Genomic DNA, 25,513 nt, shown 5'->3' with positions numbered 1-25,513 from the left:
ATGAAGACCTCAGAGATCTTCGAAACACTGCTCAAGAACCTGAAGGTCGGGGAGACGGCCACGACGGTCGCCTCACGGCGGGACGAGATCACGAAGGCGCTCAACAAGGACTTCCGCGACAAGGACGGCTGCACCGACTACAAGCTGATGGTCGGATCGTTCGGTCGGCACACCGCGATCAAGGGAGTGTCCGACCTCGACATGATCTTCATCCTCCCGCCCGGGATCCGGTCAAGCTACGACGGGGACACCGGCCCGCGGAGAATTCTCGAGAGGGTCCGCGACGACCTCAAGGCGCGGTACAAGAACACTGAGATCCGCGTCGACCAGTGTGTCGTCCGAGTGCGGTTCACGTCCAACGCCTTCAAGTTCGAGGTCCAGCCAGCATTCGAGATCGCCGACGGCAGCTTCGACTACCCGGACACGAAGGCTGAGGGCTGGAAGGTCACCAAGCCGCGCGAGGAGATCGCCGCGACCAAGGAATGCAACGACCGCACATCGACGAACATGCGCCACCTCGCCCGGATGGCACGGGCCTGGAAGAACGCGAACGGCGTAAACATGGGCGGCCTGCTCATCGACACCCTCGTCTACAACTTCTTCGACCAGACCGACGACTACGATGCAGCGGGCACAGGCTCCTTCGACCTCATGGCCCGCGACTTCTTCGAGTTCCTCAAGGATCAGTCAGAGCAGGAGTACTACCTGGCGCTGGGCAGCCGGCAGCGGGTCTACGTCAAGGCGAAGTTCCAGTCGAAGGCGAAGAAGGCGTACACCCGATGCCTCAAGGCGATCGCGGACGAAGGCAAGACGTCCGCCAACAAGAAGTGGCGCGAGGTCTTCGGCACGTCGGTGCCGCTGGCGAAGAGCGCGAGCGAGCCGTCCCGGTCGTTCAGAGACACCGAGGAGTTCATCGAGGATGAGTTCTCGGTCGACGTGTCCGAGACTGTGTCCATCGACTGCGAGGTCACGCAGGCCGGGTGGCGTCCGACCTGGCTTCGCGCGATGCGTCGCGGCGGGATTCTGCTCAAGGCCGACAAGAGCTTGAGGTTCGTGGTCACCAACTGCTCGGTCGAGGAGCCCTACACGTTGAAGTGGAAGGTGCTCAATCGTGGTCCGGAAGCCGAGCGGCGGGACAAGATCCGCGGCCAGATCGTCGACTCGAGCAAGCGGGGAGTCCGCATCGAGCGCTCGGACTTCAAGGGCGAGCACGTCGTCGAGTGCTACGTCGTCAAGGACGGCGTCGTCGTCGCTCGGGACCGGATCGACGTGCCGGTCAGTAACACGAGCGTCAAGTCGGCGAATATCTTGTAGGAACCGATCCTCGGAGCGCGACGAGGGCCCGACGAACCTACTGGGGTCTCGTCGCATCAGACCCATTTTCGCCCGTAGGACTGACGCACGAGCAGTTCTCTCGCTGCTATGTCCGGACCTCTGCTCAACGCGGAGATGGCCTTCGCGGGAGCGGGACTCTGTCGGCCGCGCGACTGAGCTGCGTTCCGCGGTCCCAGCAGGTCCGCGGAGCAGGTCGTCGACCTGCTCCGCGACGAAGTAACTTCGTCGGCGACGTCGCGCTCGACGAGGTCTGCCCGCCAGGCGTCGACGTCGCCCGCTACCTGAACTACGACGAGGGTCTGCTCGGATCGATGTCGGGAAGCCATCGGGGCCGACGCCTGGGCGGGGCATGCTCCCGAGGCTGCGAACAGATTGGAAGCCGCGAAAGGAATCCTGACCGCCCATCATGCGGGGACGGCCGTCGGAGCACGGCGGTCCGGATTCCTGCACCACCTCCGGGATGCCGATGTCTTTGCCGGCCGCCGGCGGCCAGATGCTGCACAGCGTCGGAGCACCCGCGATGTACGGCACGTCCTGTACCGGCCTGGCGCCGACCTCGCCACTGCTGGACGGGCCTGAGTCCACACCCGCTCGGTCCGTCGACCACGTGCACGGCTTCGAGTGGAGATCCACGTAGACTTTGTCCTTGGAGTGGAAGAAGTTAGGTCGTTCTTGGTTCTAAGTCCTTCTCGTTTCGACAAATCACTGCTACGTTCCATTCCGGAAGCCAGACGACTTCGCCGACGGAGACAGACACCTGGGTACCGGCCTGGGGCGAGGGGAGGGGTTCGTGAGACGTATGACTGCTCGACCTGAGAACACGCATCAGGCGCGGCTGCTTCGTCTACTTCGTAACAGCGGTCCCAACTCCCGCGCCCAGCTGGGTGATCTGGTGGACCTGTCGCGTTCGAAGCTCGCTGTCGAGGTGGACCGGCTGCTGGAGACGGGGCTGGTTGTCGCGGACGGGCTCGCCCCTTCACGGGGTGGCCGGCGGTCGCACAACATTCGGCTCGCGCCGACGCTGCGCTTCCTCGGTGTCGACATCGGTGCCACGTCGATCGATGTTGCTGTGACGAACGCGGAGCTGGAGGTCCTGGGGCATCTGAACCATCCGATGGATGTCCGGGAGGGGCCGGTGGCGGTCTTCGAGCAGGTGCTGTCGATGGCTGCCAAGCTCAAGGCCTCCGGTATCGCGGAGGCCTTCGACGGCGCCGGCATCGGGGTCCCGGGCCCAGTCCGATTTCCGGAGGGTGTTCCGGTCGCACCTCCGATCATGCCGGGCTGGGACGGCTTCCCGGTGCGGGAGGCGCTCAGTCAGGAACTGGGCTGTCCGGTCATGGTCGACAACGACGTGAACCTGATGGCTGTGGGAGAGCAGCACGCGGGCGTGGCACGTTCCGTGCGTGACTTCCTGTGCATCAAGATCGGCACCGGCATCGGCTGCGGGATCGTGGTCGGTGGCGAGGTCTACAGAGGAACGACGGGCAGCGCCGGCGACATCGGTCATATCCCGGTGGAACCCGGAGGCCGTGCGTGTGCGTGTGGCAACCGAGGCTGCTTGGAGGCGCACTTCAGCGGTGCCGCGTTGGCCGGTGATGCGGAGGAGGCCGCGCGTGCGGGTCGGTCGGTGGAGCTCGCCGCTCGGCTGCAGACGGCCGGGCGCCTGACAGCCGCGGATGTGTCGGCTGCCGCGGCGGCGGGGGACGCGGTGGCTCTGGAGCTGATCAGGGAGGGCGGGAGGCGGCTGGGCCAAGTCATTGCCGGGCTTGTCAGTTTCTTCAATCCGGGGCTGGTCGTGATTGGCGGTGGTATGACGGGGCTCGGCCATACGTTGCTCGCCAGTGTCCGGACCCAGGTGTACCGGCAGTCCTTGCCGCTGGCCACACGAAACCTACCGATCGTGCTGGGCGAGTTGGGGCCGACCGCCGGAGTCATCGGCGCGGCCCGACTGATCAGCGATCACGTCTTCTCACCAGCCTGACCGTTACGAGGGTCTGTCGGACACGGATCACCACGAGTGCCACCGCAACCCGATGGCATCGCCATAACCCCATGGCATCGCCGCAACCCCATAGCCAGCCGTACCACCGCACGACGCTGCAGTGACCGGCTCCGGCCACCGCACTGGTCGCATGGCCGTCAGGCCATCCCCCGCTCAAGCAGTACGCCCCGGCGCACACTACGCCAGGGGCTCCCCAGAGCTGCCCACGCACCCGAACCACCCTGTCCAGCCTGCCCGCTCACGGACCACACCCGCCGAGGGGATCCTTCATGGCACCACAACCACCCCTGCTCACCATGTCCGGCATCACCAAGTCGTTCCCGGGCGTCCGCGCCCTGGACGGTGTGGACCTAGAGGTCCAGGCCGGTGAAGTCCATTGCCTCCTCGGCCAGAACGGCGCCGGTAAATCCACCTTGATCAAAGTGATCGCCGGAGCCCACCAGCCCGACGGTGGTGAAATCACCTGGCGGGGCGAGCCCGTGACCCTGGGGTCGCCGATCGCCGCTATGCGTCTGGGTATCGCCACCATCTACCAGGAACTTGACCTGATCGAGGGGCTGTCCGTCGCCGAGAACGTCTTCCTGGGGCACGAACTCACCTCCGCGGGGTTCGTCGTGCGCGGTTCCGCCGCCCGTACGGCGACGGCGGAGCTACTGAAACGTCTCGGGCACTCGGAGATCGATCCCTCGCGGCTCGTCGGTGACCTGTCCGCGGCGCAGCAGCAGATCGTCTCGATGGCACGCGCGCTGTCCCACGAGGTACGGCTGATCGTGATGGACGAGCCGTCGGCGGCGCTCGACCCCGAAGAGGTGGACAACCTTTTCAGGGTCGTGGGCGACCTGACGGCTGAGGGGGTCGCCGTCATCTACATCTCTCACCGGCTTGAGGAGATCCGCCGCATCGGCGACCGAGTCACGGTTCTGAAGGAGGGTCGGTCGGTCGCGGGTGGTCTGCCTGCCAAGTCGACGCCGACCCATGAGGTCGTGGCCCTGATGACCGGGCGGAATGTGGAGTACGTCTTCCCCGAGCGGCCCGAGGCCGGGTTCGCCGCGGAGAGGGAGCCGGTGCTGAAGGTCGAAGGGATGAGCAGGCGAGGGGAGTTCGCGCCGGTCGATCTGGAGCTGCGGCCCGGTGAGATCGTCGGTCTCGCAGGGCTCGTCGGATCCGGGCGCAGCGAGATCTTGGAGACGATCTACGGGGCTCGCAAGCCCGACAGCGGTCGTGTCCTCGTTGACGGCAGCCCTCTGCGACCCGGGAGCGTGCGCGCCGCCGTCCGTGCCGGCATCGGCCTCGCGCCCGAGGAACGCAAGGCGCAGGGCTTGCTGATGTTGGAGTCCGTCAGCAGCAACGTGTCGGTCTCCACGCTGTCCCGGTTCGCCCGCGCGGGCTGGATCGACCGGCGTGCCGAGCGAGCCGCGGCGCACCAGGCGGTTCAGGAACTGTCCCTTCGCCCGGACAATCCCGATGCCGCGATCAGGACGCTGTCAGGCGGCAACCAGCAGAAGGCGGTGCTCGCGCGCTGGCTGTTGCGCGGCTGCAAGGTGCTGCTGCTGGACGAGCCGACCAGGGGCGTCGACATCGGTGCTCGGGCGGAGCTTTACGCAGTGATTCGCCGGCTGGCCGATGAGGGCCTGGCCGTACTTCTCGTGTCCAGTGAGGTGCCCGAAGTCCTGGGTCTTGCTGACCGGGTGCTGGTGCTCCGTGATGGCAGCGTCGTGCACACGGCGGACGCCCGGGAGCTCGACGAGCACCGTGTACTCGATCTTGTGATGGAAGGGAACCTGACGCCATGACGCAGCCGGCCACTCGGGCGCAGAAACAAGCGCCGACGTCCGCAGCCAAGTCCGCGGGCGAGCAGGAGAGTTCGCGCCAATCGTGGCTGCGGTGGGACATGCGCACACTGTCCCTGCTCGGCGTCCTCGCGGCCCTCATCGCCGTCGGTGGGGTCACCGCACCGAACGAGTTCCTGGCGATCAGCAATCTGCAGCTCGTCCTCACCCAGGCGTCCGTGATCGGCGTCGTCACCGTCGGCATGACGTTCGTCATCACCAGCGGCGGGATCGACCTGTCCGTCGGCGCGATGGTGGCGCTCGCCTCGGTATGGGCGACGACCGTGGCCACACAGGAGTTCGGCTTCGCGGGCATCCTCTTCACCGCCGTGATCGTCGGCGTGGGCTGCGGTCTCGTGAACGGGCTGCTGATCGCCTACGGCAGGATGGTGCCGTTCATCGCAACGCTGGCCATGCTCGCCTCCGCGCGGGGCCTTGCGCTGCAGATCACCGACGGCAGCACCCAGGTCGTGACGGTCAAGTCGGTGCTCGATCTCGGCTCCCGGGACTCCTACATCCTCGGCATCCCGCCCCTGGTTCTGATCTTCGCCGGCGTCACCGTCATCGGCTGGCTGCTGCTCAACCGCACCACCTTCGGCCGCCGCACCGTCGCGGTCGGCGGCAACGCGGAGGCGGCACGCCTCGCCGGCATCGACGTCCGCCGCCAGCGCCTGTACCTGTACCTGCTGTCCGGACTGTGCTGCGGAATCGCCGCGTTCATGCTGATCGTGCTTGCCGGCTCGGGTCAGAACACCAACGGCAACCTCTACGAGCTGGACGCCATCGCCGCGGCGATCATCGGCGGCACCCTGCTCAGCGGCGGCCGCGGCACCATCGTCGGCTCCGTTCTCGGCGTGCTGGTCTTCACCACGATCACCAACATCTTCGCTCTGAACAACCTCGAGACCGCTGTCCAGCAGATCGCGAAGGGCGCCATCATCGTCGCCGCCGTCCTGGTCCAGCGCCGCTCACCGCACGGCGGCGACGCCTGACGCCGTGCAGCGCACCGCCGGACGGCGGCCCCTGACACCGCCGTCCGGCACCCCCACCTCCTCCATCTGACGCACACCGCCCAGTCGAAGGGTCGATCCGCCATGGCAAGAACCCCCGCCACCAGCCGCAGAGCACTGCTGTTCGGCACCGCAGCCGTTTCCGCCGGCGCACTGCTGACGGCCTGCACCAGCAATGAACCCAAGAACCAGGACCAGGCCGCGGACAACGCCGCCCCGGTCGCGGACGACAAGCCCGGCAAAGCCGTCACCATCGGCTTCGCCGGCCCCCAGGCCGACCACGGCTGGCTCAACGCCATCAACGACAACGCCAAGAACCGGGCGAAGAAGTACTCCGACGTCACGCTGGAGATAACCGAGGGCTCGAACGACACCGCCCAGCAGATCGGCCAGATCCAGACACTGATCAACAAGAAGGTCGACGTCCTGGTGATCCTGCCGGCCGACGGCAAGGCACTCACCCAAGTCGGCCTGCAGGCCATGAGAGCGGGCATCCCCGTCATCAACCTGGACCGCGTCTTCGCCTCCCCGCAGGCGTACCGCTGCTGGATCGGCGGCGACAACTACGGCATGGGCCTCAACGCCGGCCATTACATCGGCGAACAGCTCAAGGGCAAGAAGAACGCCAAGGTCGTCGAACTCGCCGGCCTCGACAACCTCGAACTGACCCAGCAGCGCACCAAGGGCTTCGACGACGCCCTGAAGAACTACCCCAACATCCGCAAGGTCGCCCGCCAGGCGGCCGACTTCACGGTCGAGTCCGGTCAGGCCAAGATGGCCCAGCTCCTGCAGGCCCAGTCGCAGTTCGACGCGCTGTGGAACCACGACGACGACCAGGGCGTCGGCGCGCTGCGCGCCATCGACCAGGCCGGCCGCGACGACTTTCTGATGGTCGGCGGCGCGGGTGCCAAGTCCGCGATGGACGCCATCAAGTCCGACAACGGCGTGCTCAAGGCGACGGTCCTGTACCCGCCGACGATGGCCGCCTCCGCCATCGATCTCGCCCGGGCGCTCGGCCAGGGCAAGGGCGTCGGCGGGCTCGCCGAGTTCGAGATCCCGTCCTCGCTGACCCTCTACTCGGCCGTGGTCACCAAGGACAACGTCGACCAGTACCTGCCGACCGGCTTCATCTGACCGGTCCGGGACACCAGGGCCTGGCGCAGGCCCTGGTGTCCCACGAGCACACCGATGAGTCAGTGACACTCCGACAAGGAGGAACCCGTATGGAACAGAGGGACGGTCGGGGGACCGCACCGCCGGCACTCGGCGTGGGCATGGTCGGCTACGCGTTCATGGGCGCCGCGCACTCCCAAGGGTGGCGCACCGTAGGGCACGTGTTCGACCTGCCGCTGCGGCCGGTGCTGGCCGCGATCGCCGGCCGCGACGCGCACGCCGTGCGGGCGGCTGCCGACAAGCAAGGCTGGGCCGCGGCGGAGACCGACTGGCGCGCCCTCATCGCTCGCGACGACGTGCAACTCGTCGACATCTGCACACCGGGCGACAGCCACGCGGAGATCGCGATCGCGGCGCTGGAGGCGGGCAAGCACGTGCTGTGCGAGAAGCCGCTGGCCAATTCGGTCGCCGAGGCGGAGGCCATGGTCGCGGCCGCCGAAGCGGCCCGTTCGCGTGGGCAGTTGGCCATGGTGGGTTTCAACTACCGCCGTGTGCCGGCCCTCACCTTCGCCCGTCGGCTCATCGGCGACGGCAGGCTCGGTACATTGCGCCACGTGCGGGTCAGCTACCTTCAGGACTGGCTGGTCGACCCGGATTTCCCGCTGACGTGGCGGTTGCAGCGGGAGCACGCGGGGTCGGGGGCGCTCGGCGACCTCGGCGCGCACATCGTGGACATCGCTCAGTACCTGACGGGTGATGCGCTGGTCGGCGTCTCCGCCCAGATGGAGACCTTTGTCAAGGAGCGCCCCCGCCTCGACGGTGCCTCGGCCGGTCTGACCGGTTCCGGCGGCACCCGCCGTGGTCCGGTGACCGTCGACGACGCGGCCGTGTTCACCGGCCGGTTCTCCTCGGGGGCGCTCGCCGTGTTCGAGGCGACCCGGATGGCGTCGGGGCGTAAGAACGGCCTGCGGCTGGAGGTGAATGGCGAGTTCGGTTCGCTCGCCTTCGACCTCGAGCGGCTCAACGAGCTGTCGTTCCACGACCACCGGGAGCCCGCCGCCACGGCCGGCTTCCGCAGGATCCTCGTCACCGAGCCCGAGCACCCGTACCTGGAGGGCTGGTGGCCACCGGGACACGGGCTCGGCTACGAGCACACCTTCGTCCACCAGGCCCGCGACCTGGTCGAGGCCATCGCGTCCGGCACCGACCCGTTGCCGTCGTTCGCCGACGGTCTGCAGGTGCAGCGGGTGCTCGCCGCGGTGGAGGAGAGCGCGCAGAAGAACTCCGTTTACACCCCCGTCCAGGCCGTCGAGGCCGAAGTCCGGTAGCAATCCGGCAGGAACCACGCTCGGAGGCACCATGCCACGCCCGTTCACCCTGTTCACCGGCCAGTGGGCCGATCTGCCGCTGGAGGAGGTCTGCCGCCTGGCCCGCGACTTCGGTTACGACGGCCTCGAACTCGCCTGCTGGGGAGACCACTTCGAGGTCGACAAGGCCCTGGCGGACTCGTCGTACCTGGCCGATCGGCATGCCCTGCTGGAGAAGTACGGTCTGAAGTGCTGGGCGATCTCCAACCATCTCGTTGGTCAGGCCGTCTGTGACCAACCCATCGACGAACGGCACCAGGGCATCTTGCCCTCCCGCATCTGGGGCGACGCGGAGCCGGAGGGTGTACGCCGGCGGGCCGCGGCCGAGATCAAGGACACGGCGCGGGCCGCGGCCGCCTTCGGCGTCGACACGGTCGTCGGCTTCACCGGTTCGTCCATCTGGCACCTGGTGGCGATGTTCCCGCCGGTGCCAGAACGCATGATCGAGCGCGGCTACGAGGACTTCGCGGAGCGCTGGAACCCGATCCTGGACGTGTTCGACACCGAGGGCGTCCGCTTCGCCCACGAGGTCCATCCGAGCGAGATCGCCTACGACTACTGGACCACCAAACGCGCGCTGGAGGCGGTGGACAACCGGCCGGCCTTCGGGCTCAACTTCGACCCCAGCCACTTCGTCTGGCAGGACCTGGACCCGGTCGGCTTTCTCTACGACTTCCGCGACCGCATCTACCACGTCGACTGCAAGGAGGCCCGCAAGCGTCTGGACGGGCGCAACGGGCGGCTCGGCTCCCACCTGCCCTGGGGTGACCCGCGTCGCGGCTGGGACTTCGTCTCCGCCGGACACGGCGACGTCCCCTGGGAGGACGTGTTCCGGATGCTGCGCTCCATTGGCTACGACGGGCCGATCTCCGTGGAGTGGGAGGACGCCGGCATGGACCGCCTCACCGGCGCGCCGCAAGCACTCGCCCATCTGAAGCGGTTCGACTTCGACCCGCCCTCGGCCTCGTTCGACGCCGCCTTCGGAGGCGGCGACAACTAGGGACCCTGACACGGAACGTTCGCTCCCTGGACCCAACCAGGTGAAGGCCCGGCGTCGGGAAGGCCGCCGGGCCGGTCCGGGCTACCGGGACCCGCCTTTGTCCTGGATCTGGAAAAAGTTCGACTTCTTTCTGCACACAGGCTTTCCGTCGAGGACGAACGGGACTACGGTCCCGTCTCGTGCACAGGCGCCACACGGTGGTTCGACCGTGACGGCGCAAACCCCACCGGTTGCACAGCTCACCGCTCGTGCGACCGAACGACGGAGGACATCCGTGCACAGCCCACGGCCAAGCGCCGCTGAAGTCCCCGCACTTCTCACCTGAGGCCTTCTCGACGCCGACCCGCTCGCCGTAACCGCGCCGCCCTCCTAGGCCGCGGCCAAAGCCCGCCCCAATGCCGACGGTGGGTGGAGAGGACAGCCCCGCGCCTCCGCCCACCGTCCTCCAACCGCATCGGAACATCGACATGGCAGGGAGGCACCCGTGAAAAACGACGGGAGCACATCGCAGCCCCGGGGCGGCGCGCAGTCCGCACGCACCGGTGTCTGGTTCGTCGGAGCCCGAGGATTGGTGGCCACCACCGCCGTCGCCAGATGCGCGGCCATCACCGCCGGGCTGCATCCGCCGACTGGCATGGTCACCGAGACTCCGCCGTTCGACGGCACCGGCCTGCCGTCCCTGCCCTCGCTGGTCTTCGGCGGTCACGACACCGCCAACTACCCGCTGCCCAAGCGGGCCGAACACCTCACCGACGCAGGTGTCCTGCCGCACTGGCTCGTCCTCGCCGTGCGCGCCGAACTCCAGGCCGCGGACGAGGAGATACGGCTCGGCGGCCCGCTCCTCGGTGACACTCGCAGCGACGAGGAACTCATCGCGGACTTCGCCGCCGCCCTCACCACCTTCCGCGCACGCAACGCACTGGCACGTGTGGTCGTCGTCAACCTCTCCTCCACGGAGCCACTGCCCGCGCCCGACGCCGTTCGACTGCCACCCAGCCCCCTCTACGCAGCCGCCGCCGTGCGAACCGGCTGCTCCTACGTCAACTTCACGGCGTCCACCGGGCTGCGCACACCGGCCCGCGGACATCGTCTCCAGCCAGTGGATCGCCGACGCGACTCGCCACGTCATGGCCACCCGCCGGCCCGATCTGACCCTGTGCTACCTGCCGCACCTTGACTACGACCTGCAGCGCTACGGCCCCGACGACCCCCGCTCACATTGCGCCGCTGCCGAACTCGACTCTGTCAGCGGCCCGTTGCTCGAAGACGCCCGTGCTGAGGGGCGCACGGTTGTCGCTCTGTCCGAGTACGGCATCACCCGAGTGAGCCGTTCCGTCGACATCAACCGCGCGTCGCGCAGGGCCGGTCTGCTTGAGGTCCACGCCTCCCGCGCTTTCGCTGTCGCCGACCCATCAGATCGCCCACGTCTACATTCGCAGGACCCAGGACCCGGAATTCACCTGCGAAGACCCTTACGCGCGGCTCAAAGCGGCCAATGCGGTGTCCCGCAAGAGGCTCGGCATGCGCTACCGCTTCGCCGTCGTGCCCCTTGACCCGTCAGCCATCCGCGGCAGCCACGGCCGCCTCCCCACGAGTGACGAAGAAGATCCACTCGTCCTGTGCTCCACCCCCCGCGCTGTATCCGGCCGCCTTGCGGCCACCGAAATGAAACCCCTGCTACTGCGGCTCGCCGGCCTCTCCTGAGCCGCCCGCCGTCAGTAGGCACCCGCAGCACCTTGACAACGAAAGCGAGAACCTCTGTGACAGCGTTCAACGACGAAGCCGTCACCGGCGACGCGCTGCGCCGCACGCTCGGCGTCAGCCGCCGCCGTTTCCTCAGCACCTGCACCGCCGCCGCCACCGCGGCAATCGCCGCCCCGGTCTTCGGCGCCACGCCCGCGCTGGCGCAGGGCGGCGCGGAGGCTGTCGGCGAAGACCGGGGCCGTTCCGCTCTGGTCCCGCCGCACAAGCGCGGCATTATCCTTTACACCGTCCGGGACGCCGTGGGCCGCGACCCGCTAGCCTCGGACCTGCCCTCCGGTTTCCGCGAGGTGTTCCGGCAACTGTCGCGCTTCGGCTACCGCCAGGTGGAGTTCGCCGGCTACGGCCAGCACGCCAACGCGCCCGGCGGCGCCAATCTGGGCACCATCGAGGGCGCGAAGCTGCTGCGCTCGTGGCTCGACGAGTACGGCCTGCGGGCGCAGGGCAGCCACGGCTTCATCCCGCCCTCCTGGCCGCTGACCGCGTCCGACCTGGACACCTTCAAGCGCTTCCTGGAGATCTCCAACATCCTCGGAATGGAGCACATGGGGACCGGCGCCGACCCCACCAACACCGCCTACCGGGCCGACTGGGACGTGGCCGCCGAGAAGTGGAACACCTTGGGCACCATCGCCCGCAAGGAGGGCATCAAGCTCTACACCCACAACCACGACGCCGCCTACGACTTCCTGCTGGACGGCGGCCCGCTCGACGCCCAGGGCCGGCCGACCCGCAGCTCCGGTATCCGGAAGCTGGAGTACTTCCTGAAGGCGACGGACCGCAAGAGCGTCTATCTGGAGCTGGACGTCTTCTGGGCGCACGTGGCCCAGTACAAGTTCCACACGTACACCGCCCACGACGGCTCACAGCGCAAGGACGTCTTCGACCCGGCCGCACTCGTGGTCCGCAACACGCCCCGCTTCCCCCTCTTCCACGCGAAGGACGGCGTGGTCAACCTCCAGAGCGGACTGGGCTACGACATGGTGCCGTTCGGCACGGGCGACATCGACTACCGGAAGTTCTTCACTCGCGTGGGAGCGAAGAACTACCACAACCCGATGGTCGAGCAGGACAACGCACCGAGCGCGAGCGTTCCCGGCCAGTCCTTGGAATTCGCCAAGGTCGGCTACGACAACCTCGCGGCCCTGCGCGCCTGTAACTGACGGAGCGTCACTAGGTGCCCGCCCGATGTCATGGCGGCGTTGGGCGGGTCCCGGGCATGCCCGAAACGGCATGAAACACCCGGATAAAAGTTCATCAAGGAAGTTGAAACTTTGTCCTTGACGAGTTGAAAGTGGTCGCCCTAGCGTCCAACTCACGTATTTTGCCTGCCTTTTCGCCCGCTGGCCGGAGCAAAGGAGTTCTGAGTGCGTAACAGACGGATCGTCACCCTCGTGGGGGCGGCTGCGTTGGCCGGAGCCATCGGGCTCCTGCCCCTCCCCGCAGCCCAGGCCGCCAAATCAGACCCCGTTCCGCCGTCTCCGTCGGACTTTCAGAAGGTCACCCTCAACGACCGCCCGGGCGAGCCCATGGCCCTGGCCGTCCTGCCAGACCGACGCGTGCTGCACACCGCGCGCACCGGAGAGGTCCGCATCCACGACCCCAAGAGCGGCGTCAACTTCCTTGCCGCCGACATGAAGAAGAGCCCCGCCGGGCTCTACCAGCACGACGAAGAGGGCGTCCAGGGCATCGCCGTCGACCCCGGCTTCGCCAAGAACCGCTGGGTCTACCTCTACTACTCGCCCCGCCTCGACACCCCCATGGACGACCCCGCCACCCCGGGCGTCAACGAAGGCGACGCGCCGCAGTTCGGCACGGCCGCGGACTTCGCCAAATACAAGGGCGTCACCCGGCTGTCGCGATTCAAGCTCGTGGGCAACAAGCTCGACTACGGCACCGAGCAGAAGATCCTCGACGTCCCGGCCGACCGAGGGATCTGTTGCCACGTCGGCGGCAAGATCGACTTCGACCACAAGGGTAACCTGTTCCTGTCGACCGGCGACGACTCCAACCCGTTTTCCTCCGACGGCTACGCCCCGCTTGACGACCGCCCCGACCGCAACCCCGCTTACGACGCGCGGCGCACCGCGGGCAACACGAACGACCTGCGCGGCAAGGTCCTGCGCATCAAGGTCAAGCGTGACGGCAGCTACGCGATACCTGACGGCAACCTCTTTGCGCCGGGCACTTCGAAGACCCGCCCTGAGATTTACGCCATGGGTCTGCGCAACCCGTTCCGCTTCGCGGTCGACGACAAGACCGGCGAGGTCTACGTCGGCGACTACTCACCCGATGCCAACCAGGCCAACCCCGACCGCGGCCCCGCAGGCCAGGGGCGCTGGATGGTCATCGATCGCCCCGCCAACTATGGCTGGCCGTTCTGCGTGACCCAGGACATGCCATACCAGGACTACGACTTCGCCACCCAGAAGTCGAGCGGCGCGTTCGACTGCGCCGAGCCGGGCAACGACTCGCGGCACAACACCGGCCTGAGCAAGCTGCCTTCGGTCACGGACGCGGAGATTGTCTACGGCTACGGTGCCTCCGAGGAATTCCCGGAGCTCGGCACTGGCGGCATCGGCCCTATGGGCGGCCCCGCGTACCGCTACGACAAGCGCAACACGGCCCAGAACCGCTGGCCCCAATACTTTGACGGCAAGCCGCTTTTTTACGAGTGGACCCGCGACCAGGTGAAATCCATCACCCTCGGCAAGAAGAACGAGGTTCAGAAGATCGAGGACGCGATCCCCGCGATCACGACGGACGGGCCGATCGACGCCGAGTTCGGCCCGGACGGCGCGCTGTACGTCCTGGAGTACGGCACCGGATACTTCGCGGAGCTGCCCGAGGCCCAGCTCGCCCGCATCGACTTCACGCGGGGCAACCGCACCCCGGAGCCCAAGATCGCCGCGGACGTGGTCAACGGCACCAGCCCGCTGACGGTCCAGTTCTCCAGCGCGGGCACCAAGGACGCCGACGGTGACTCCCTGCGCTACGCCTGGGACTTCGACGCCGACGGCACCGTCGACTCCAGGGAGGCCAATCCGAAGCACACCTTCGACGAGAACGGCGTCTACGACGCCACGCTGAAGATTACCGACAGCACCGGCCGCTCGGCCTCAGCGTCCGTTCCCGTGGTGGTCGGCAACAAGGCCCCGGTCGTCTCGCTCACCACCGACCCCGCTCCGCACGGCGGCACCGCGTTCCACTGGGGTGACACAGTCACCTGGCAGGTCACCGTCACAGACGACCAGCCGGTGGACTGCTCGAGGGTCACTGTTTCGTTCATCCTCGGCCACGACTCACACGGCCACCCGCTGTCGTCGAGCAACGGCTGTTCCGGATCGTTCCAGACGTTCGTGGACGGCGGTCACGCCGGTGCCGACAACCTGAAGGCGGTCTTCAACGCCACCTACACAGACTCTCCCCTGGACGGCCTGCCGGCTCTCTCGGGCAGTGCTGAGGTCGCGCTGACGCCGACCGACTGACCTGGCGGAGTCACAGATGCGGGGCGTCTACCCAACCAGGGTGGCGCCCCGTCGCCGCTCCAGGGACCTTTCGTCCAGGTCGGGACTCGTCGCCACTGTGGCTGTGCCGCCGCGTGGGAGCGCGGTGGCACAGGATGGCGGCTGGACGATGAGCGGCCGTCGGCCGACGAGGTCGACGACATCGACCGGGTTGAGTCGGTCGGCGGGTTGGTGGTGACAAGGGAGACGGCGTGGTCGAAGCGGGCCTGGTCGGCCTTCCGGTCGCCTGGTTCGATGAGGGTGACAGAGCTGGTGACAACGCTGATGCCAAGTCCGTAAGGCCGGTCTCAGTGACTCTCCTGTGGTGGGCTCTGTGGCTGGGGCTGGGTTGCCGCCCAGCTGGCGAGGACCTTGAGCCGGTCCTCGGAGGGCGTGCCGGGCTCGGCGGTATAAATGGTCAGGTCGTGCACCGCACGGTGGGAGAGCGGCAGGTCCATGGAGCGGTAGGTCAACTCCATGCGTCCGACGTCGGGGTGCTGCAGCCGCTTGGTGCCACTGTGATGGATACGAACGTCATGCGCGGCCCATTGGCTGCGAAACTCGGGGCTCAGCGTGGACAGATCGCCCACGAGGTCGCGCAGGGCCCGGTCGTGGGGCTCGCGCCCGGCTTCGGCGCGCAACAGCGCGACGGTGAGCACGGCGGCGGCCTCCCAGTCGACGAAGAAGTCCTCCGAGCTCGAGTCGAGGAAGATGTAGCGGGCGATGTTGGGCCGACCGCGCCGGTCGGTGGTGGCGCTCTCGAACATCGGCGTATGCAGGGCCCGGAACAGTGGATTGCTGGCGGTGACGTCCATGCGGCCGTTTCGCACGAAGGCCGACGACATCGTCATGGAGTCGAGCATCCACTGGACGGACGGCGGCACCTCCACATCCTTGCGGCGGCGCGGTGCACGGGTGGCCGGCCGGGTGGCGCGGGCGAGGTCGAAGAGGTAAGTGCGCTCGTCCTCGTCCAGGTGCAGTGCCTGCGCGACCGCGTGGATGACGTCGTCGGAGACGCTGCCGATATGCCCTCTCTCCATCCGCGTGTACCACTCGGTGCTCACGCCGGCGAGAACAGCGACCTCCTCGCGCCGCAGCCCCGGAACCCGGCGTCGGCCGCTGGTGGGGAGCCTGACCTGCTCGGGGGTGAGTTTGGCTCGTCGGGTGGCGAGGAAGTCCCGGATGTCGGTGCGGATGCCGGCACGGTCGGGGCTGTGGTCCATGTGTTCCACGGTAGCCGTGCACCGTCGCGGAGGGAGGTTGAGTTTATACCCCCCATAAACACGGCCTTCCTCGACGGGGCCAGGACGGGTTTCGTGGAGTCGTCAGCTCGGTCACCCCTTTCTGGAGAGAGAATCATGGCACCGCGAGGAGGAGTCCTCCACGCTTCCGACGGCACACCTGCTGAGGAGCGTGAGCCCGGGGCAGCCCGCCTTCCGTCTGTCGTCTACGTGCTGGCGATGGGCACGTTCCTGATGGGCACGACCGAGTTCGTCATCGCGGGTCTGCTGCCGGAGATGGCGGACGATCTCCAGGTGAGCGTGGCCCGGGCAGGGCTGTCGATCACGGTGTTCGCCGTCGGCATGATCGTCGGCGCGCCGCTGATGTCGATGCTGACGCTGCGGCTGCCCCGGCGGATGACGTTGGTGCTGGCCCTGGGCGTCTTTGCCCTCGGACACGTCATCGTCGCGCTCGGCTCGAGTTTCGAGCTGCTACTCGCGGCTCGGTTTCTGACGGCGCTCGCGACCGGGGCCTTCTGGGCCGTGGCCAACGTGGTGGCCGCATGCGTCGTAGGACCCGCCGCGAGTTCCCGCGCCCTGGGCGTCGTGGGCTCCGGCGCCATGCTCTCCACCGTCATCGGTGTACCGCTCGGCGCTTTCGCCGGGCATGCCATGGGCTGGCGGGGACCATTCTGGGCACTCGCCGTCCTCGCCGTGGCTTCCATGGGGCTGATCGCCCGGTACGTCCCGCACGACGGCCCGGACCAGCAGTCGGTGTCGATCCGCTCCGAGCTGTCCGCGCTGCGCTCCGGCCCGCTCTGGCTGACGCTGGCGGCCTGCGCGACAACGACCGGCGGCGTGCTGTCGACGTACTCCTACATCTCGCCCCTGCTGACCGACCGGACAGGCCTCGCCGCCGGCCTCGTACCGCTCGTACTCGTCGGCTTCGGAGCCGGTGCTCTGGCGGGCTCCCTCCTAGGAGGCCGCCTGGGCGACACCCGCCCGCATGCGACCACCATCGTGGCGGCCGGAACGACCACAGTCCTGCTGCTGGGGCTCTGCCTGCTGTCCGGCATCGCCGCACCCACGATCGTGCTGGTCGCACTGCTGGGCCTCTTCGGCCTCGGTGCCAACCCGGTACTGATCTCCCTGGCCGTACGCTTCGCTGGTCGGGCCCCGACCCTGGGGTCCGGACTCACGGTCTCGGCGTTCAACTTCGGTACGGCCGCCGGTTCCTGGATGGCCGGGCTCGCCCTCGACTCGACCCTCGGGGTAACCGGACCTGCCGTGGTCGGTGCGGTCATCGCGGCACTGACTCTGATCTCCACCATCACCATCACCATCACCGTCATCCGGAATCGGCGTCGCTCAGAGCCGCCCGTCGCCTCAGGCCTCGGAGGAAGCAGCCGCCCCTTGTCGGCCTCCCGCCCGAGGGGAGGGTGTTAGAAGCCGCCAAGGGAATGCGGTGCCTCCCGTTCCCCTCGGACGAGGATCTCGCCACCTGTCCCGCTGTGCTGTACGGCTATCCGTCCGAGATGCGAACCACTCGGCCTGCAGCCGTCGCATGTACGCCGGGTCCGTGCTGGAGGACGCCCCGGCCGCCGCGCGCGCTCGCCGCGGCCCCCCTACAGTCTTGGCCTGATGCTGGCCGAACCTCCAGTCTCCCACTTCGTGGACCGGCTGGTCTCCCCGCCCGGCCAGGTGCCCACCGCCGGCAGCGTCACCGACAGGTGCGCGTTCGCGGAGCGGTGCAAGTGGCGACACGACTCCTGTATGAAGAGCCGTCCCGAACTGCTTTCCCTTACGGCGGACCGGGCCTCCGCGTGCGCGCGGATCGCCGAGATCGGCGACGGCCTCCGACTCCGCCCGACCAGTCCGGGTACGCCATCCTCCGCCCCTGGCGGCGACCCCTCCTCCTCGTCAGCGGCCTCACGAAGACATACCGGAGAGACCGGACACAGAAGGCGACGGCACTGCACGACGTCTCGCTCGACGTCCGTGAGGGCGAATCCCTCGGCGTGGTCGGCGAGAGCGGCTCCGGCAAGACCACGATGGCCCGCTGTGCCCTGGGTCTGACCACACCCACCATGGGCACGATCCGGCTCGGCGGCGTCGACGTCAGCAACTACCGTGGGCTGAACCGGAGCGATCAGCGCCAGGTGCGGCGACTGGCCCAGGTGGTCCACGCAGCGGCAGCAGCCAGGCGGAGAGGGAGGAACTCGTGATCGCCGAGCGGGTCCTGGAACCGGCTGGCCGTGCAGGACTGGGCTGCTGAGGAGGCCACCGCGGTCGGCGCGCCCGCCCAGGTGGCAGGGTGGGCAGTCTCGCTGACCCCCGTCGCAGCGAGGCTCTGACAAGTCCCCCCTGCCTGACGGCTACCGAGAGAGCCTGGTCATCGTGCCCGGACTGCCCGCCGACGGCAGTTGCCCTCGCGTGGGGAGTGTGTACATCGTCTCTCCAGACGTCCCGGACTTCACAGGCGATGCACATGAGGGGTGCGCGCGAGATGTGCTCTCCGATCGCCATGAGGCGGCGCTTGCTTCAGGTACGGCGGGCGGACGCTTGTCGGCAGGCAGGCAGGCAGGCCGCCGCGGTGCCTAGACGGCGGCGGTCGCGGAGCGATGACGCTGGCCGATGGAGAGGGCGACCGTGGACATGATGCTCAGCGCGGCGAAGGCCGTGCCGATCAGGGCGGGACCGGTGGGCCCCAAGGCCGAGTCGAGGGCGAGCCCGGCGATCCAGGAGCTGGCCGCAGTGCCGAGATTGAAGGCCGAGACGGTCAGGGCCGATCCCAGGGTGGGTGCCTTGCCTGCGAAACGGACCACGAGGGACATCAGCACCGGGTTGGCGCCGAGTCCGAAGAGTCCCAGCAGGACGAGCAGGAGGACCGTGGGCACGGCGAAGCCTGACAGCAGGCAGATCGCCAGCAGAATGATGGTGGCCGCCGTGGCCGCCGTGACGGTCGTCGCGAAGGGGCGGACGTCTCCCAGGCGGCCACCTATGAGGAATCCCGTCAAGGCGCCGCCACCGAAACCGAGGAGCACCAGCGGCACGAGGCCGGCGGCGAGATGGGTCCGGTCGGTCAGTAGCGGGACGATGTAGGAGTACGTCGACAGCACGCCGCCGTGGGTGGCTGCGCAGGCCGCCAGCGTCAGCCAGAGCCGGCGGGAGCGCAGCGCCATTAGCTCGGCGCGGATCGATACCGACTGCCGGTCCGGATGGTCGCGCGGGACGTGCCTGTCCAGGAGCAGCATGGCTGCGGCTGAGAGGGCCGCAAGTGCCCAGAACGGTCCCCGCCAGCCGGCGAGTTGCCCGGCGAAGGCGCCCAGCGGAACGCCGATGACGTTGGCGAGCATGGCGCCGGAGCCGACGATACCCATGGCCCGGGAACTCGTGTCGGGCCCAGCGGCGTGTGCGGCGACCACAGTGGCAACCGCCCAGAACGCCCCGGTCGCCATCGCAGTCAGGAATCGCGCCGCCATGAGCACCGTGAAGTCGGAGCTGATCGCGACGACGACATGTCCGACGGTGAAGACACCGAGGGCGAGTACCAGCGTCAGCCGCCGCGGGAGCCGCAGCATCAGCATTGTTAGCAGCGGCGCGCCGACGATCATGCCGAGGGCGAAGACCGTGATCAACAGTCCCGCCCTGGCCGTGCTCACCTGCAGGTCCGCCGCCATCTCGGGCAGCAGACCAGCCACTATGAACTCGCTGGTGCCCATCAGGAACGTGCCCAGTGCCAGCACGTAGATGACGGAGGGCAGCCGGGGGGTCGTACGCTCGGCGTCCTGTGCCCGCATGTCCTCGGAAGCGTGGAGGATTCCTCCTCGCGTGCTCATTCCCTTGTGCTCCTGAAAGCGGTGGTGATCAAGCTGTCGCTCCCATGGGACGTGCGTCGTCGGACGTGTGGAAGGACGTGTGCATGGGAGGTGCGAGCAGTTGACGCACCTGTTTGCTCTCAGGCCTCCGGGCCCCTGCCGACGGGGGCGGCAGGGGGCCCCAACGCCGGGTCAGCTGAGGGCGCTCAGCTGTGCGACCTCGTCGTCGGTCAGCGAAATGGTCGCCGCGGCGACGTTGTCCTCCAGGTGGGCGACCTTGGAGGTGCCGGGGATCGGAAGGATCACCGGGGAGCGGTGCAGCAGCCAGGCGACGGCCAGCTGCGCCGGAGAGACCTCGCGGCGGGCGGCGGCCTCGGTGAGGATGCTGCCCGGCTGCGCCAGCTGGCCGGTGGCCAGTGGGAACCACGGGATGAACGCGATGCCCTCGCGCTCGCAGTGCTCGAGCACGTCCTCGTGCCCCCGCTCGGCGAGGTTGTAGTGGTTCTGCACCGACACGATCGGGACGTGCCGCTGCGCCTCCACCAACTGCTCGACCGTCACCTCCGAGAGCCCGACGTGCCGGATCTTGCCTTCCTCCCGCAGCTGTGCGAGGGCGCCCACCTGCTCGGCGAACGGCACGGTCGGGTCGACCCGGTGCAGCTGGTAGAGGTCGATCCGCTCCTGCTTCAGACGCTCCAGGCTCCCCTCCACGCACTGGCGCAGGTACTCCGGGCGCCCGTTCGGGATCCACTCCTCGGCTGACGGCCGGGTGTTCGCGCCCTTGGTCGCGATCACCAGCTCGTCGGCGTACGGGTGGAGTGCCTCGGCGATCAGGCTCTCGTTGACGTGCGGCCCGTAGGCGTCGGCGGTGTCGATCAGCGTGACACCAAGCTCGACAGCCCGGCGCAGGACCCTGATCGCCTCGTCGCGATCGGCAGGCTCGCCCCACACGTTCGGGCCTGTGAGCTGCATGGCGCCGTAGCCGAGCCTGTGTAGCGGCAGGTCACCTCCGAGAGCGAAGGTGCCGCTCGCCACGGCCGGACGGTCAGACGGATTGCTCATGTTTTCCTCGTTCATTGTTCGCATCGAAACGTGTCCGAATCTTTATTCGGATCCTTTGTGTGCGCCCGGGGACTGGGCGGGACAGCTGGTGACAAGCTGCCTGTCGTAGGGGGCCAGCCAGGCGGCAGCTGCGTTTGAGGTAGGTCAGGGCTGGAGTAGGACCTTGATGGCGCGGCGTTCGTCCATGGCCTTGTAGGCGTCTGCGGCCTGGTCGAGTGGCAGGGTGAGGTCGAAGACCTTGCCGGGGTCGATGTGCCGGTTCCAGATGAGGTCGATCAGCCGGGGCAGGTACTGGCGCACGGGGGCGGGGCCGCCGTGCAGGTGAGTGTGGGAGAAGAACAGGTCCTGGCCGTCGAGCGTGACGTCGTGGGAGACGCCGACGTAGCCGATGTGGCCGCCGGGGCGGGTGGAGCGGATGGCCTGGAGCATTGATTCCTGGGTGCCGACGGCCTCGATGACGGAGCGGGCGCCGTAGCCGCCGGTCAGTTCCTTGATCTTCTCGACGCCGGCGTCTCCGCGTTCGGTGACGATGTCGGTGGCGCCGAAGTCGAGGGCGAGTTTTTGCCGGGGCTCGTGGCGGCTCATGGCGATGATCCGCTCCGCGCCGAGTTGCCTGGCGGCCAGCACGCCGAGCAGGCCGACCGCGCCGTCGCCGACGACGGCGACCGTCTTGCCGGGGCCGGCCTGGGCGGCGACGGCCGCGAACCAGCCGGTGCCGAGCACGTCGGAGGCGGTGAGCAGGCTCGGGATCAGGTCGGCGTCCGGGGTGCCCGGGGTCGCGACCAGGGTGCCGTCGGCGAGCGGGACGCGCAGGTACTGTGCCTGGGCGCCCATCTCGTTCATCCACTGGCGCTGGACGCAGGAGGTCTGGTAGCCGGCGCGGCAGTTGTCGCAGGTGTTGTCCGAGGTGGAGAAGCCGCCGACGACGAACTGGCCGGGCTTGACGCTCGTGACGTCGCTGCCGACCTCCTCCACCACGCCCACGTACTCATGGCCGATGGGGGAGCGTGCCTCGAAGGGCTCGGCTCCGCGGTAGGGCCAAAGGTCGGAGCCGCACACGCAGGCCGCCGCCACGCGAATGATCGCGTCCGTGGGCTTGAGGATCTTGGGGTCCTCGCGTTCCTCCACCCGGAAGTCACCGGGGGCGTGCATCACGACACCGCGCATGGGGATTGCTCCTTGCAGTAGGGGGACCAGCCGCGTCGGACGGCCGGGTGGGCTGGGTGCCACGCCATCCAGGGAACCTGCATTCCACGCCCGTAGCGAGTGACTGATGAACCAGGTACTGGCAGTACATCCCTAAACAGGAGCGGGCGGCGTACGGTCGGAGTGTGGACAACCGTGACGAAGTCCGCGAGTTCCTGACCTCGCGGCGCGCCAAGATCACCCCGGAGCAGGCGGGGCTGCCGGCCGGCTCCCGGCGCCGTGTGCCTGGTCTCCGTAGGAGTGAGGTCGCGGCGCTGGCAGACGTCAGCGTCGATTACTACGGCAAGCTGGAGCGCGGCAGCCTCGCGGGCGCCTCCCCGGCAGTTCTCGATGCGGTCGCCCGCGCGCTCCAGCTCGACGACGTTGAACGGGCCCATCTACTGCACCTTGCCCAGGCCCAGGAAGGCTCCGACGCCCTGGCCCGTCCACGCACGCGCACCGGCAGGTGGATCCCGCCCAAGACCCTGCAGTGGACCCTGGACGCGGTCACCGCCGGGCCCGCGTTTGTAGTCAACGGCCGCCTGGACATTCTCGCCACGAACCAGCTCGCCCGCGCCTTCTTCAGCGAGTTCTACGACGGGGGCGCACAGCTGCCCAACATGGCGCGTTTCCAGTTCCTGAATCCCGTGGCCCGCCGCTTCTACCCCGATTGGGATCTCATCGCCGACATGACCGTGGACGTGCTGCGCATCGAGGCCGGCCGCAACCCCCATGACAAGGGCCTGCACGACCTGGTGGGCGAGCTGTCCACCCGTAGCGACGCCTTCCGCACCCGCTGGGGTGCGCACAACGTCACACGCCATGGCACCGGCAGTAAACGCTTCAATCACCCGGTCGTCGGCGATCTCACCCTGGCTTGGCACGGCTACGCCGTGGACGACGAACCCGGCCTCACCCTCCTCATCTACACCGCCGAACCCGGCTCACCGTCCGAAGAGAGCCTGCGCCTGCTCGCCTCCTGGTCGGCTACCCAGGACAGCGCAAGCCCATCCACCGCCACCGAGGACGCACGCCGGTAGCGCCCCCGCACGTGGGCAGCACTCCTGCCGGTCAGGGCGGGCCGCCGTAGGCGGCATCCCGAGCGGCTATGCGTCCGGATCAGACTCGATCGATCAGTGGCACCGATGTGGTTGGCCACATGAAAGCACGCACATGAGCGACGGGATGGGAGACGCGCACCTGGGCCGCTCCGGTCTGCTGGTCAGGGGGAGCGGCCTCGAGACGATGGACTCAGCTCCCGTTGCGCTGGGTCGCGATTGGATCGACGGCCACGAGCTCCGGTGAGGGGCAGTCTCAAGAGGTTGCGCATCACCGTGCGCCCTGTGCCGCGATGAGGCCGTGGCGGCCGCCTGCCCCGGTCACGATGCTTGCCCGGCCTACCGTCGCACGGCGGTCGCTGTGAACACTGCGGCAGCGTAGATCAGCGGAACCTCGAAGGCGGCGAGGAGCAGGAACCTGTACATGTCAGAGGTGCTTTCGACATCCTGTCTGGCTTTTTGACCATCCGGGAGTGAAATGACTGATTTCCATTCCGGATCTCACCGGCCTCCCCAGGCAATGATGGCTCGGTCGACGTAGGCCGAGACGCCGGCGCGCATGTCGGTTTCAGGGTCGAGGAGCCATTGCAGACCGATGCCGTCCAGCACGGCGGTGACCAACCGCACTTCGATCTCGATCTGCGCGGGGGAGAGGGGAGCGATGTCGCCGACTTCGGCCGCTTCGCGCAAGTGCGCGGCGAGGGCCGCCAGGTTGGTGGTGTATCGCTGCGCGATGAACGCGTGGGCCGGATGGGTCGGGCTCGAGGCCTCGGCCGCGATGGTCGTGAACAACTCGAGCAGGCCTCGGTTCTCCTGGTGGGTGGCCATGACCTCGGGCAGCCGCCGGAAGTAGTCCAGGCCGCTGACGTCGGTGAGGCTGTTCTCTACGGTTCGGCGGTCCCATTCCTCCAGTACGGCCGTGAGTAGGCCTTCCTTGCTCCCGAAGTGCTGGATCAAGGTGGCGTGGCTGACGCCGGCCTGCCTGGCAATCGTACGGAGGGACCCGCCGGCGAAGCCGTGTTCGCCGAAGACGTCCATGGCGATGCAGATGAGCTGCTCGCGTCGGCGGACCCCGGTGCGATAGGGGCCTCGCGTTCTGGCCTGGGCTCTGTCTGGCATGCCACTAATCTCTCACGACCGTTGCCGAAATATAACCCATCGGTTAGCGTTCAGGCCGGTACGGTTTGCAGCGGCCTGGGGCGGCCCCTCTGATCGCATGCACGTTTCAACCCGGCTCTGAAGCCCGCGGAAGGGGGCACCAGATGGAGTACTCGATCCTTGGTCCGACCGGTGTGCGCGTGTCTCGCATCTGTCTGGGCACGGCGACTTTCGGGGTGGCACCGAGTTCCCAGGACGCCGATGGTGTCGTGGGAGCGGCGTTGGATCTGGGGATCAACTTCTTCGACACCGCCGACGTCTATGGCTCGACCTCGACGTTCGACCGTCCCGGTGTCCCTCCGGCTTCGGAGCGCGAGTCTGCTGAGGAAATCCTCGGCCGTGCCCTCGTCGGTCGTCGGGATGAAGTGGTGCTGGCGACAAAGTCGGGGGAGCGCCGGTTCGACCCGGATGCCGGTTTGTCGCGCCGGTACATCATCCAGCAGGTCGAGCAGAGTCTGCGCCGGATGCGCACCGACCGCATTGACCTCTACTACGCGCATTTTCCGGATCCGGACACGCCGCTGGAGCAGACTCTCGCCGTGTACGACGACCTGATCCGGCAGGGGAAGCTGCGGTACGTCGCCCTGTCCAATCACCCGGCCTGGCAGATGACCGAGGCTCTGTGGATCGCCGATGACCGCCGGTTGGTGTCCGCTCCCGTGGCCGCGCAGGTGCAGTACAGCCTGCTGGACCGAGGCGTCGAACAGGAGCTGGCCGGCGCGTGCGTGAGGTTCGGACTGTCGATCATCCCCTACGCGCCGTTGCGCGGCGGCCTGTTGGCCGACCTGTCCGTGCTGGACCGCCCGATCTCCGGGGACAAGCGCTACGGCGGTCCCGGATACTCGGAGTCCGAGATCGCGATCGCCCGCAAGCTCGGCCGCCTGGCTCGTGAGTGGGGGCTGGGGATGCAGCAGGTTTCGCTGGCCTGGCTGTTGTCCCGCCCTGCCGTGGCGTCGGTGATCATCGGAGCCGAAACGGTCGAGGAACTCCGTGCCAACGCCTCGGCCGCTGATGTCGAACTCACCCAGGAACAGCTGGATGCGGTTTCGGCGCTGACTTCCGAGTCCAGGCCCTGACCGGAAGAGATCA

The 25,513-nt window shown here is 68.1% G+C and carries 18 protein-coding genes and 3 pseudogenes; 16 read left to right on the top strand and 5 right to left on the bottom strand.

The window, feature by feature from the left end; translation table 11 throughout:
• The 11 genes and pseudogenes from AC3ETA_RS20015 to AC3ETA_RS19965 all read left to right on the top strand — a co-directional run bounded on the left by AC3ETA_RS20015 (position 1) and on the right by AC3ETA_RS19965 (position 14,905).
• A complete protein-coding gene (locus AC3ETA_RS20015) occupies positions 1–1,314 on the top strand; it encodes a nucleotide-binding domain-containing protein (protein WP_432194271.1) in 1,314 nt (437 codons plus the stop codon).
• An 820-nt stretch (positions 1,315–2,134) separates the two neighbouring features.
• Complete coding sequence (locus AC3ETA_RS20010) at positions 2,135–3,316, top strand: ROK family transcriptional regulator (protein ID WP_432194269.1); 1,182 nt, start codon at positions 2,135–2,137, stop codon at positions 3,314–3,316.
• 290 nt (positions 3,317–3,606) lie between these two features.
• A complete protein-coding gene (locus AC3ETA_RS20005) occupies positions 3,607–5,130 on the top strand; it encodes a sugar ABC transporter ATP-binding protein (protein ID WP_432194268.1) in 1,524 nt (507 codons plus the stop codon).
• Complete coding sequence (locus AC3ETA_RS20000; RefSeq protein ID WP_432194267.1) at positions 5,127–6,158, top strand: ABC transporter permease; 1,032 nt, start codon at positions 5,127–5,129, stop codon at positions 6,156–6,158. The genes AC3ETA_RS20005 and AC3ETA_RS20000 overlap by 4 nt, the downstream gene beginning before the upstream one ends.
• A 102-nt stretch (positions 6,159–6,260) precedes the next feature.
• The gene (locus AC3ETA_RS19995; RefSeq protein WP_432194266.1) at positions 6,261–7,310 is read left to right on the top strand and encodes a substrate-binding domain-containing protein; all 1,050 of its coding nucleotides are present in this window, start codon (positions 6,261–6,263) and stop codon (positions 7,308–7,310) included.
• Positions 7,311–7,399: 89 nt separating this feature from the next.
• Complete coding sequence (locus tag AC3ETA_RS19990) at positions 7,400–8,617, top strand: Gfo/Idh/MocA family protein (RefSeq protein ID WP_432194265.1); 1,218 nt, start codon at positions 7,400–7,402, stop codon at positions 8,615–8,617.
• Between the two features lie 31 nt (positions 8,618–8,648).
• The gene (locus tag AC3ETA_RS19985; RefSeq protein ID WP_432194264.1) at positions 8,649–9,656 is read left to right on the top strand and encodes a sugar phosphate isomerase/epimerase family protein; all 1,008 of its coding nucleotides are present in this window, start codon (positions 8,649–8,651) and stop codon (positions 9,654–9,656) included.
• Between the two features lie 484 nt (positions 9,657–10,140).
• Positions 10,141–10,734 (top strand): annotated as a pseudogene (locus tag AC3ETA_RS19980) (inositol-3-phosphate synthase); the annotation flags it as partial.
• A pseudogene (locus AC3ETA_RS19975) lies at positions 10,694–11,360 on the top strand (alkaline phosphatase family protein); the annotation flags it as partial. The pseudogenes AC3ETA_RS19980 and AC3ETA_RS19975, both read left to right, overlap by 41 nt.
• A gap of 56 nt (positions 11,361–11,416) precedes the next feature.
• Positions 11,417–12,580 (top strand): sugar phosphate isomerase/epimerase family protein, encoded by a 1,164-nt coding sequence (locus AC3ETA_RS19970; protein WP_432194263.1) that lies wholly within the window; start codon positions 11,417–11,419, stop codon positions 12,578–12,580.
• Positions 12,581–12,784: 204 nt separating this feature from the next.
• Complete coding sequence (locus AC3ETA_RS19965) at positions 12,785–14,905, top strand: PQQ-dependent sugar dehydrogenase (RefSeq protein ID WP_432194262.1); 2,121 nt, start codon at positions 12,785–12,787, stop codon at positions 14,903–14,905.
• Positions 14,906–15,231: 326 nt separating this feature from the next.
• Here the strand turns inward: AC3ETA_RS19965 and AC3ETA_RS19960 are convergent, their stop codons facing one another.
• Positions 15,232–16,146, bottom strand: coding sequence for a helix-turn-helix transcriptional regulator (locus tag AC3ETA_RS19960; RefSeq protein WP_432194261.1), 915 nt, complete (start codon positions 16,144–16,146; stop codon positions 15,232–15,234).
• A gap of 135 nt (positions 16,147–16,281) precedes the next feature.
• Between AC3ETA_RS19960 and AC3ETA_RS19955 the strand changes: the two genes are divergently transcribed.
• From AC3ETA_RS19955 to AC3ETA_RS19945, 3 genes and pseudogenes are all read left to right on the top strand, one after another.
• Complete coding sequence (locus AC3ETA_RS19955; RefSeq protein ID WP_432194260.1) at positions 16,282–17,589, top strand: MFS transporter; 1,308 nt, start codon at positions 16,282–16,284, stop codon at positions 17,587–17,589.
• A gap of 195 nt (positions 17,590–17,784) precedes the next feature.
• Positions 17,785–17,913 (top strand): annotated as a pseudogene (locus tag AC3ETA_RS19950) (hypothetical protein); the annotation flags it as partial.
• A 53-nt stretch (positions 17,914–17,966) separates the two neighbouring features.
• Positions 17,967–18,368 carry an ATP-binding cassette domain-containing protein gene (locus AC3ETA_RS19945; RefSeq protein ID WP_432194259.1) on the top strand — a complete coding sequence of 134 codons (402 nt, stop codon included), beginning with the start codon at positions 17,967–17,969 and terminating at the stop codon, positions 18,366–18,368.
• A 372-nt stretch (positions 18,369–18,740) separates the two neighbouring features.
• On the opposite strand, the gene AC3ETA_RS19940 is transcribed toward AC3ETA_RS19945, so the two are convergent.
• The 3 genes from AC3ETA_RS19940 to AC3ETA_RS19930 all read right to left on the bottom strand — a co-directional run bounded on the left by AC3ETA_RS19940 (position 18,741) and on the right by AC3ETA_RS19930 (position 22,190).
• Entirely contained in the window at positions 18,741–19,982 is a 1,242-nt protein-coding gene (locus tag AC3ETA_RS19940; protein ID WP_432194258.1) for an MFS transporter, read from the bottom strand.
• A gap of 171 nt (positions 19,983–20,153) precedes the next feature.
• Positions 20,154–21,023, bottom strand: a complete 870-nt coding sequence (locus tag AC3ETA_RS19935) for an aldo/keto reductase (RefSeq protein ID WP_432194257.1) — start codon at positions 21,021–21,023, stop codon at positions 20,154–20,156.
• A 144-nt stretch (positions 21,024–21,167) separates the two neighbouring features.
• Complete coding sequence (locus tag AC3ETA_RS19930; RefSeq protein WP_432194256.1) at positions 21,168–22,190, bottom strand: zinc-dependent alcohol dehydrogenase family protein; 1,023 nt, start codon at positions 22,188–22,190, stop codon at positions 21,168–21,170.
• A gap of 164 nt (positions 22,191–22,354) precedes the next feature.
• On the opposite strand from AC3ETA_RS19930, the gene AC3ETA_RS19925 reads away from it, so the two are divergent.
• The gene (locus AC3ETA_RS19925; RefSeq protein ID WP_432194255.1) at positions 22,355–23,248 is read left to right on the top strand and encodes a helix-turn-helix transcriptional regulator; all 894 of its coding nucleotides are present in this window, start codon (positions 22,355–22,357) and stop codon (positions 23,246–23,248) included.
• A 519-nt stretch (positions 23,249–23,767) separates the two neighbouring features.
• Here AC3ETA_RS19925 and AC3ETA_RS19920 read toward each other — a convergent pair.
• The gene (locus AC3ETA_RS19920) at positions 23,768–24,304 is read right to left on the bottom strand and encodes a TetR/AcrR family transcriptional regulator (RefSeq protein WP_432194254.1); all 537 of its coding nucleotides are present in this window, start codon (positions 24,302–24,304) and stop codon (positions 23,768–23,770) included.
• A 224-nt stretch (positions 24,305–24,528) separates the two neighbouring features.
• On the opposite strand from AC3ETA_RS19920, the gene AC3ETA_RS19915 reads away from it, so the two are divergent.
• Positions 24,529–25,500, top strand: a complete 972-nt coding sequence (locus AC3ETA_RS19915; protein WP_432194253.1) for an aldo/keto reductase — start codon at positions 24,529–24,531, stop codon at positions 25,498–25,500.
• Positions 25,501–25,513 lie beyond the last annotated feature (13 nt).

Source organism: Streptomyces sp. bgisy027 (assembly GCF_057710365.1).
This window is presented reverse-complemented; position numbering and strand designations above follow the sequence as displayed.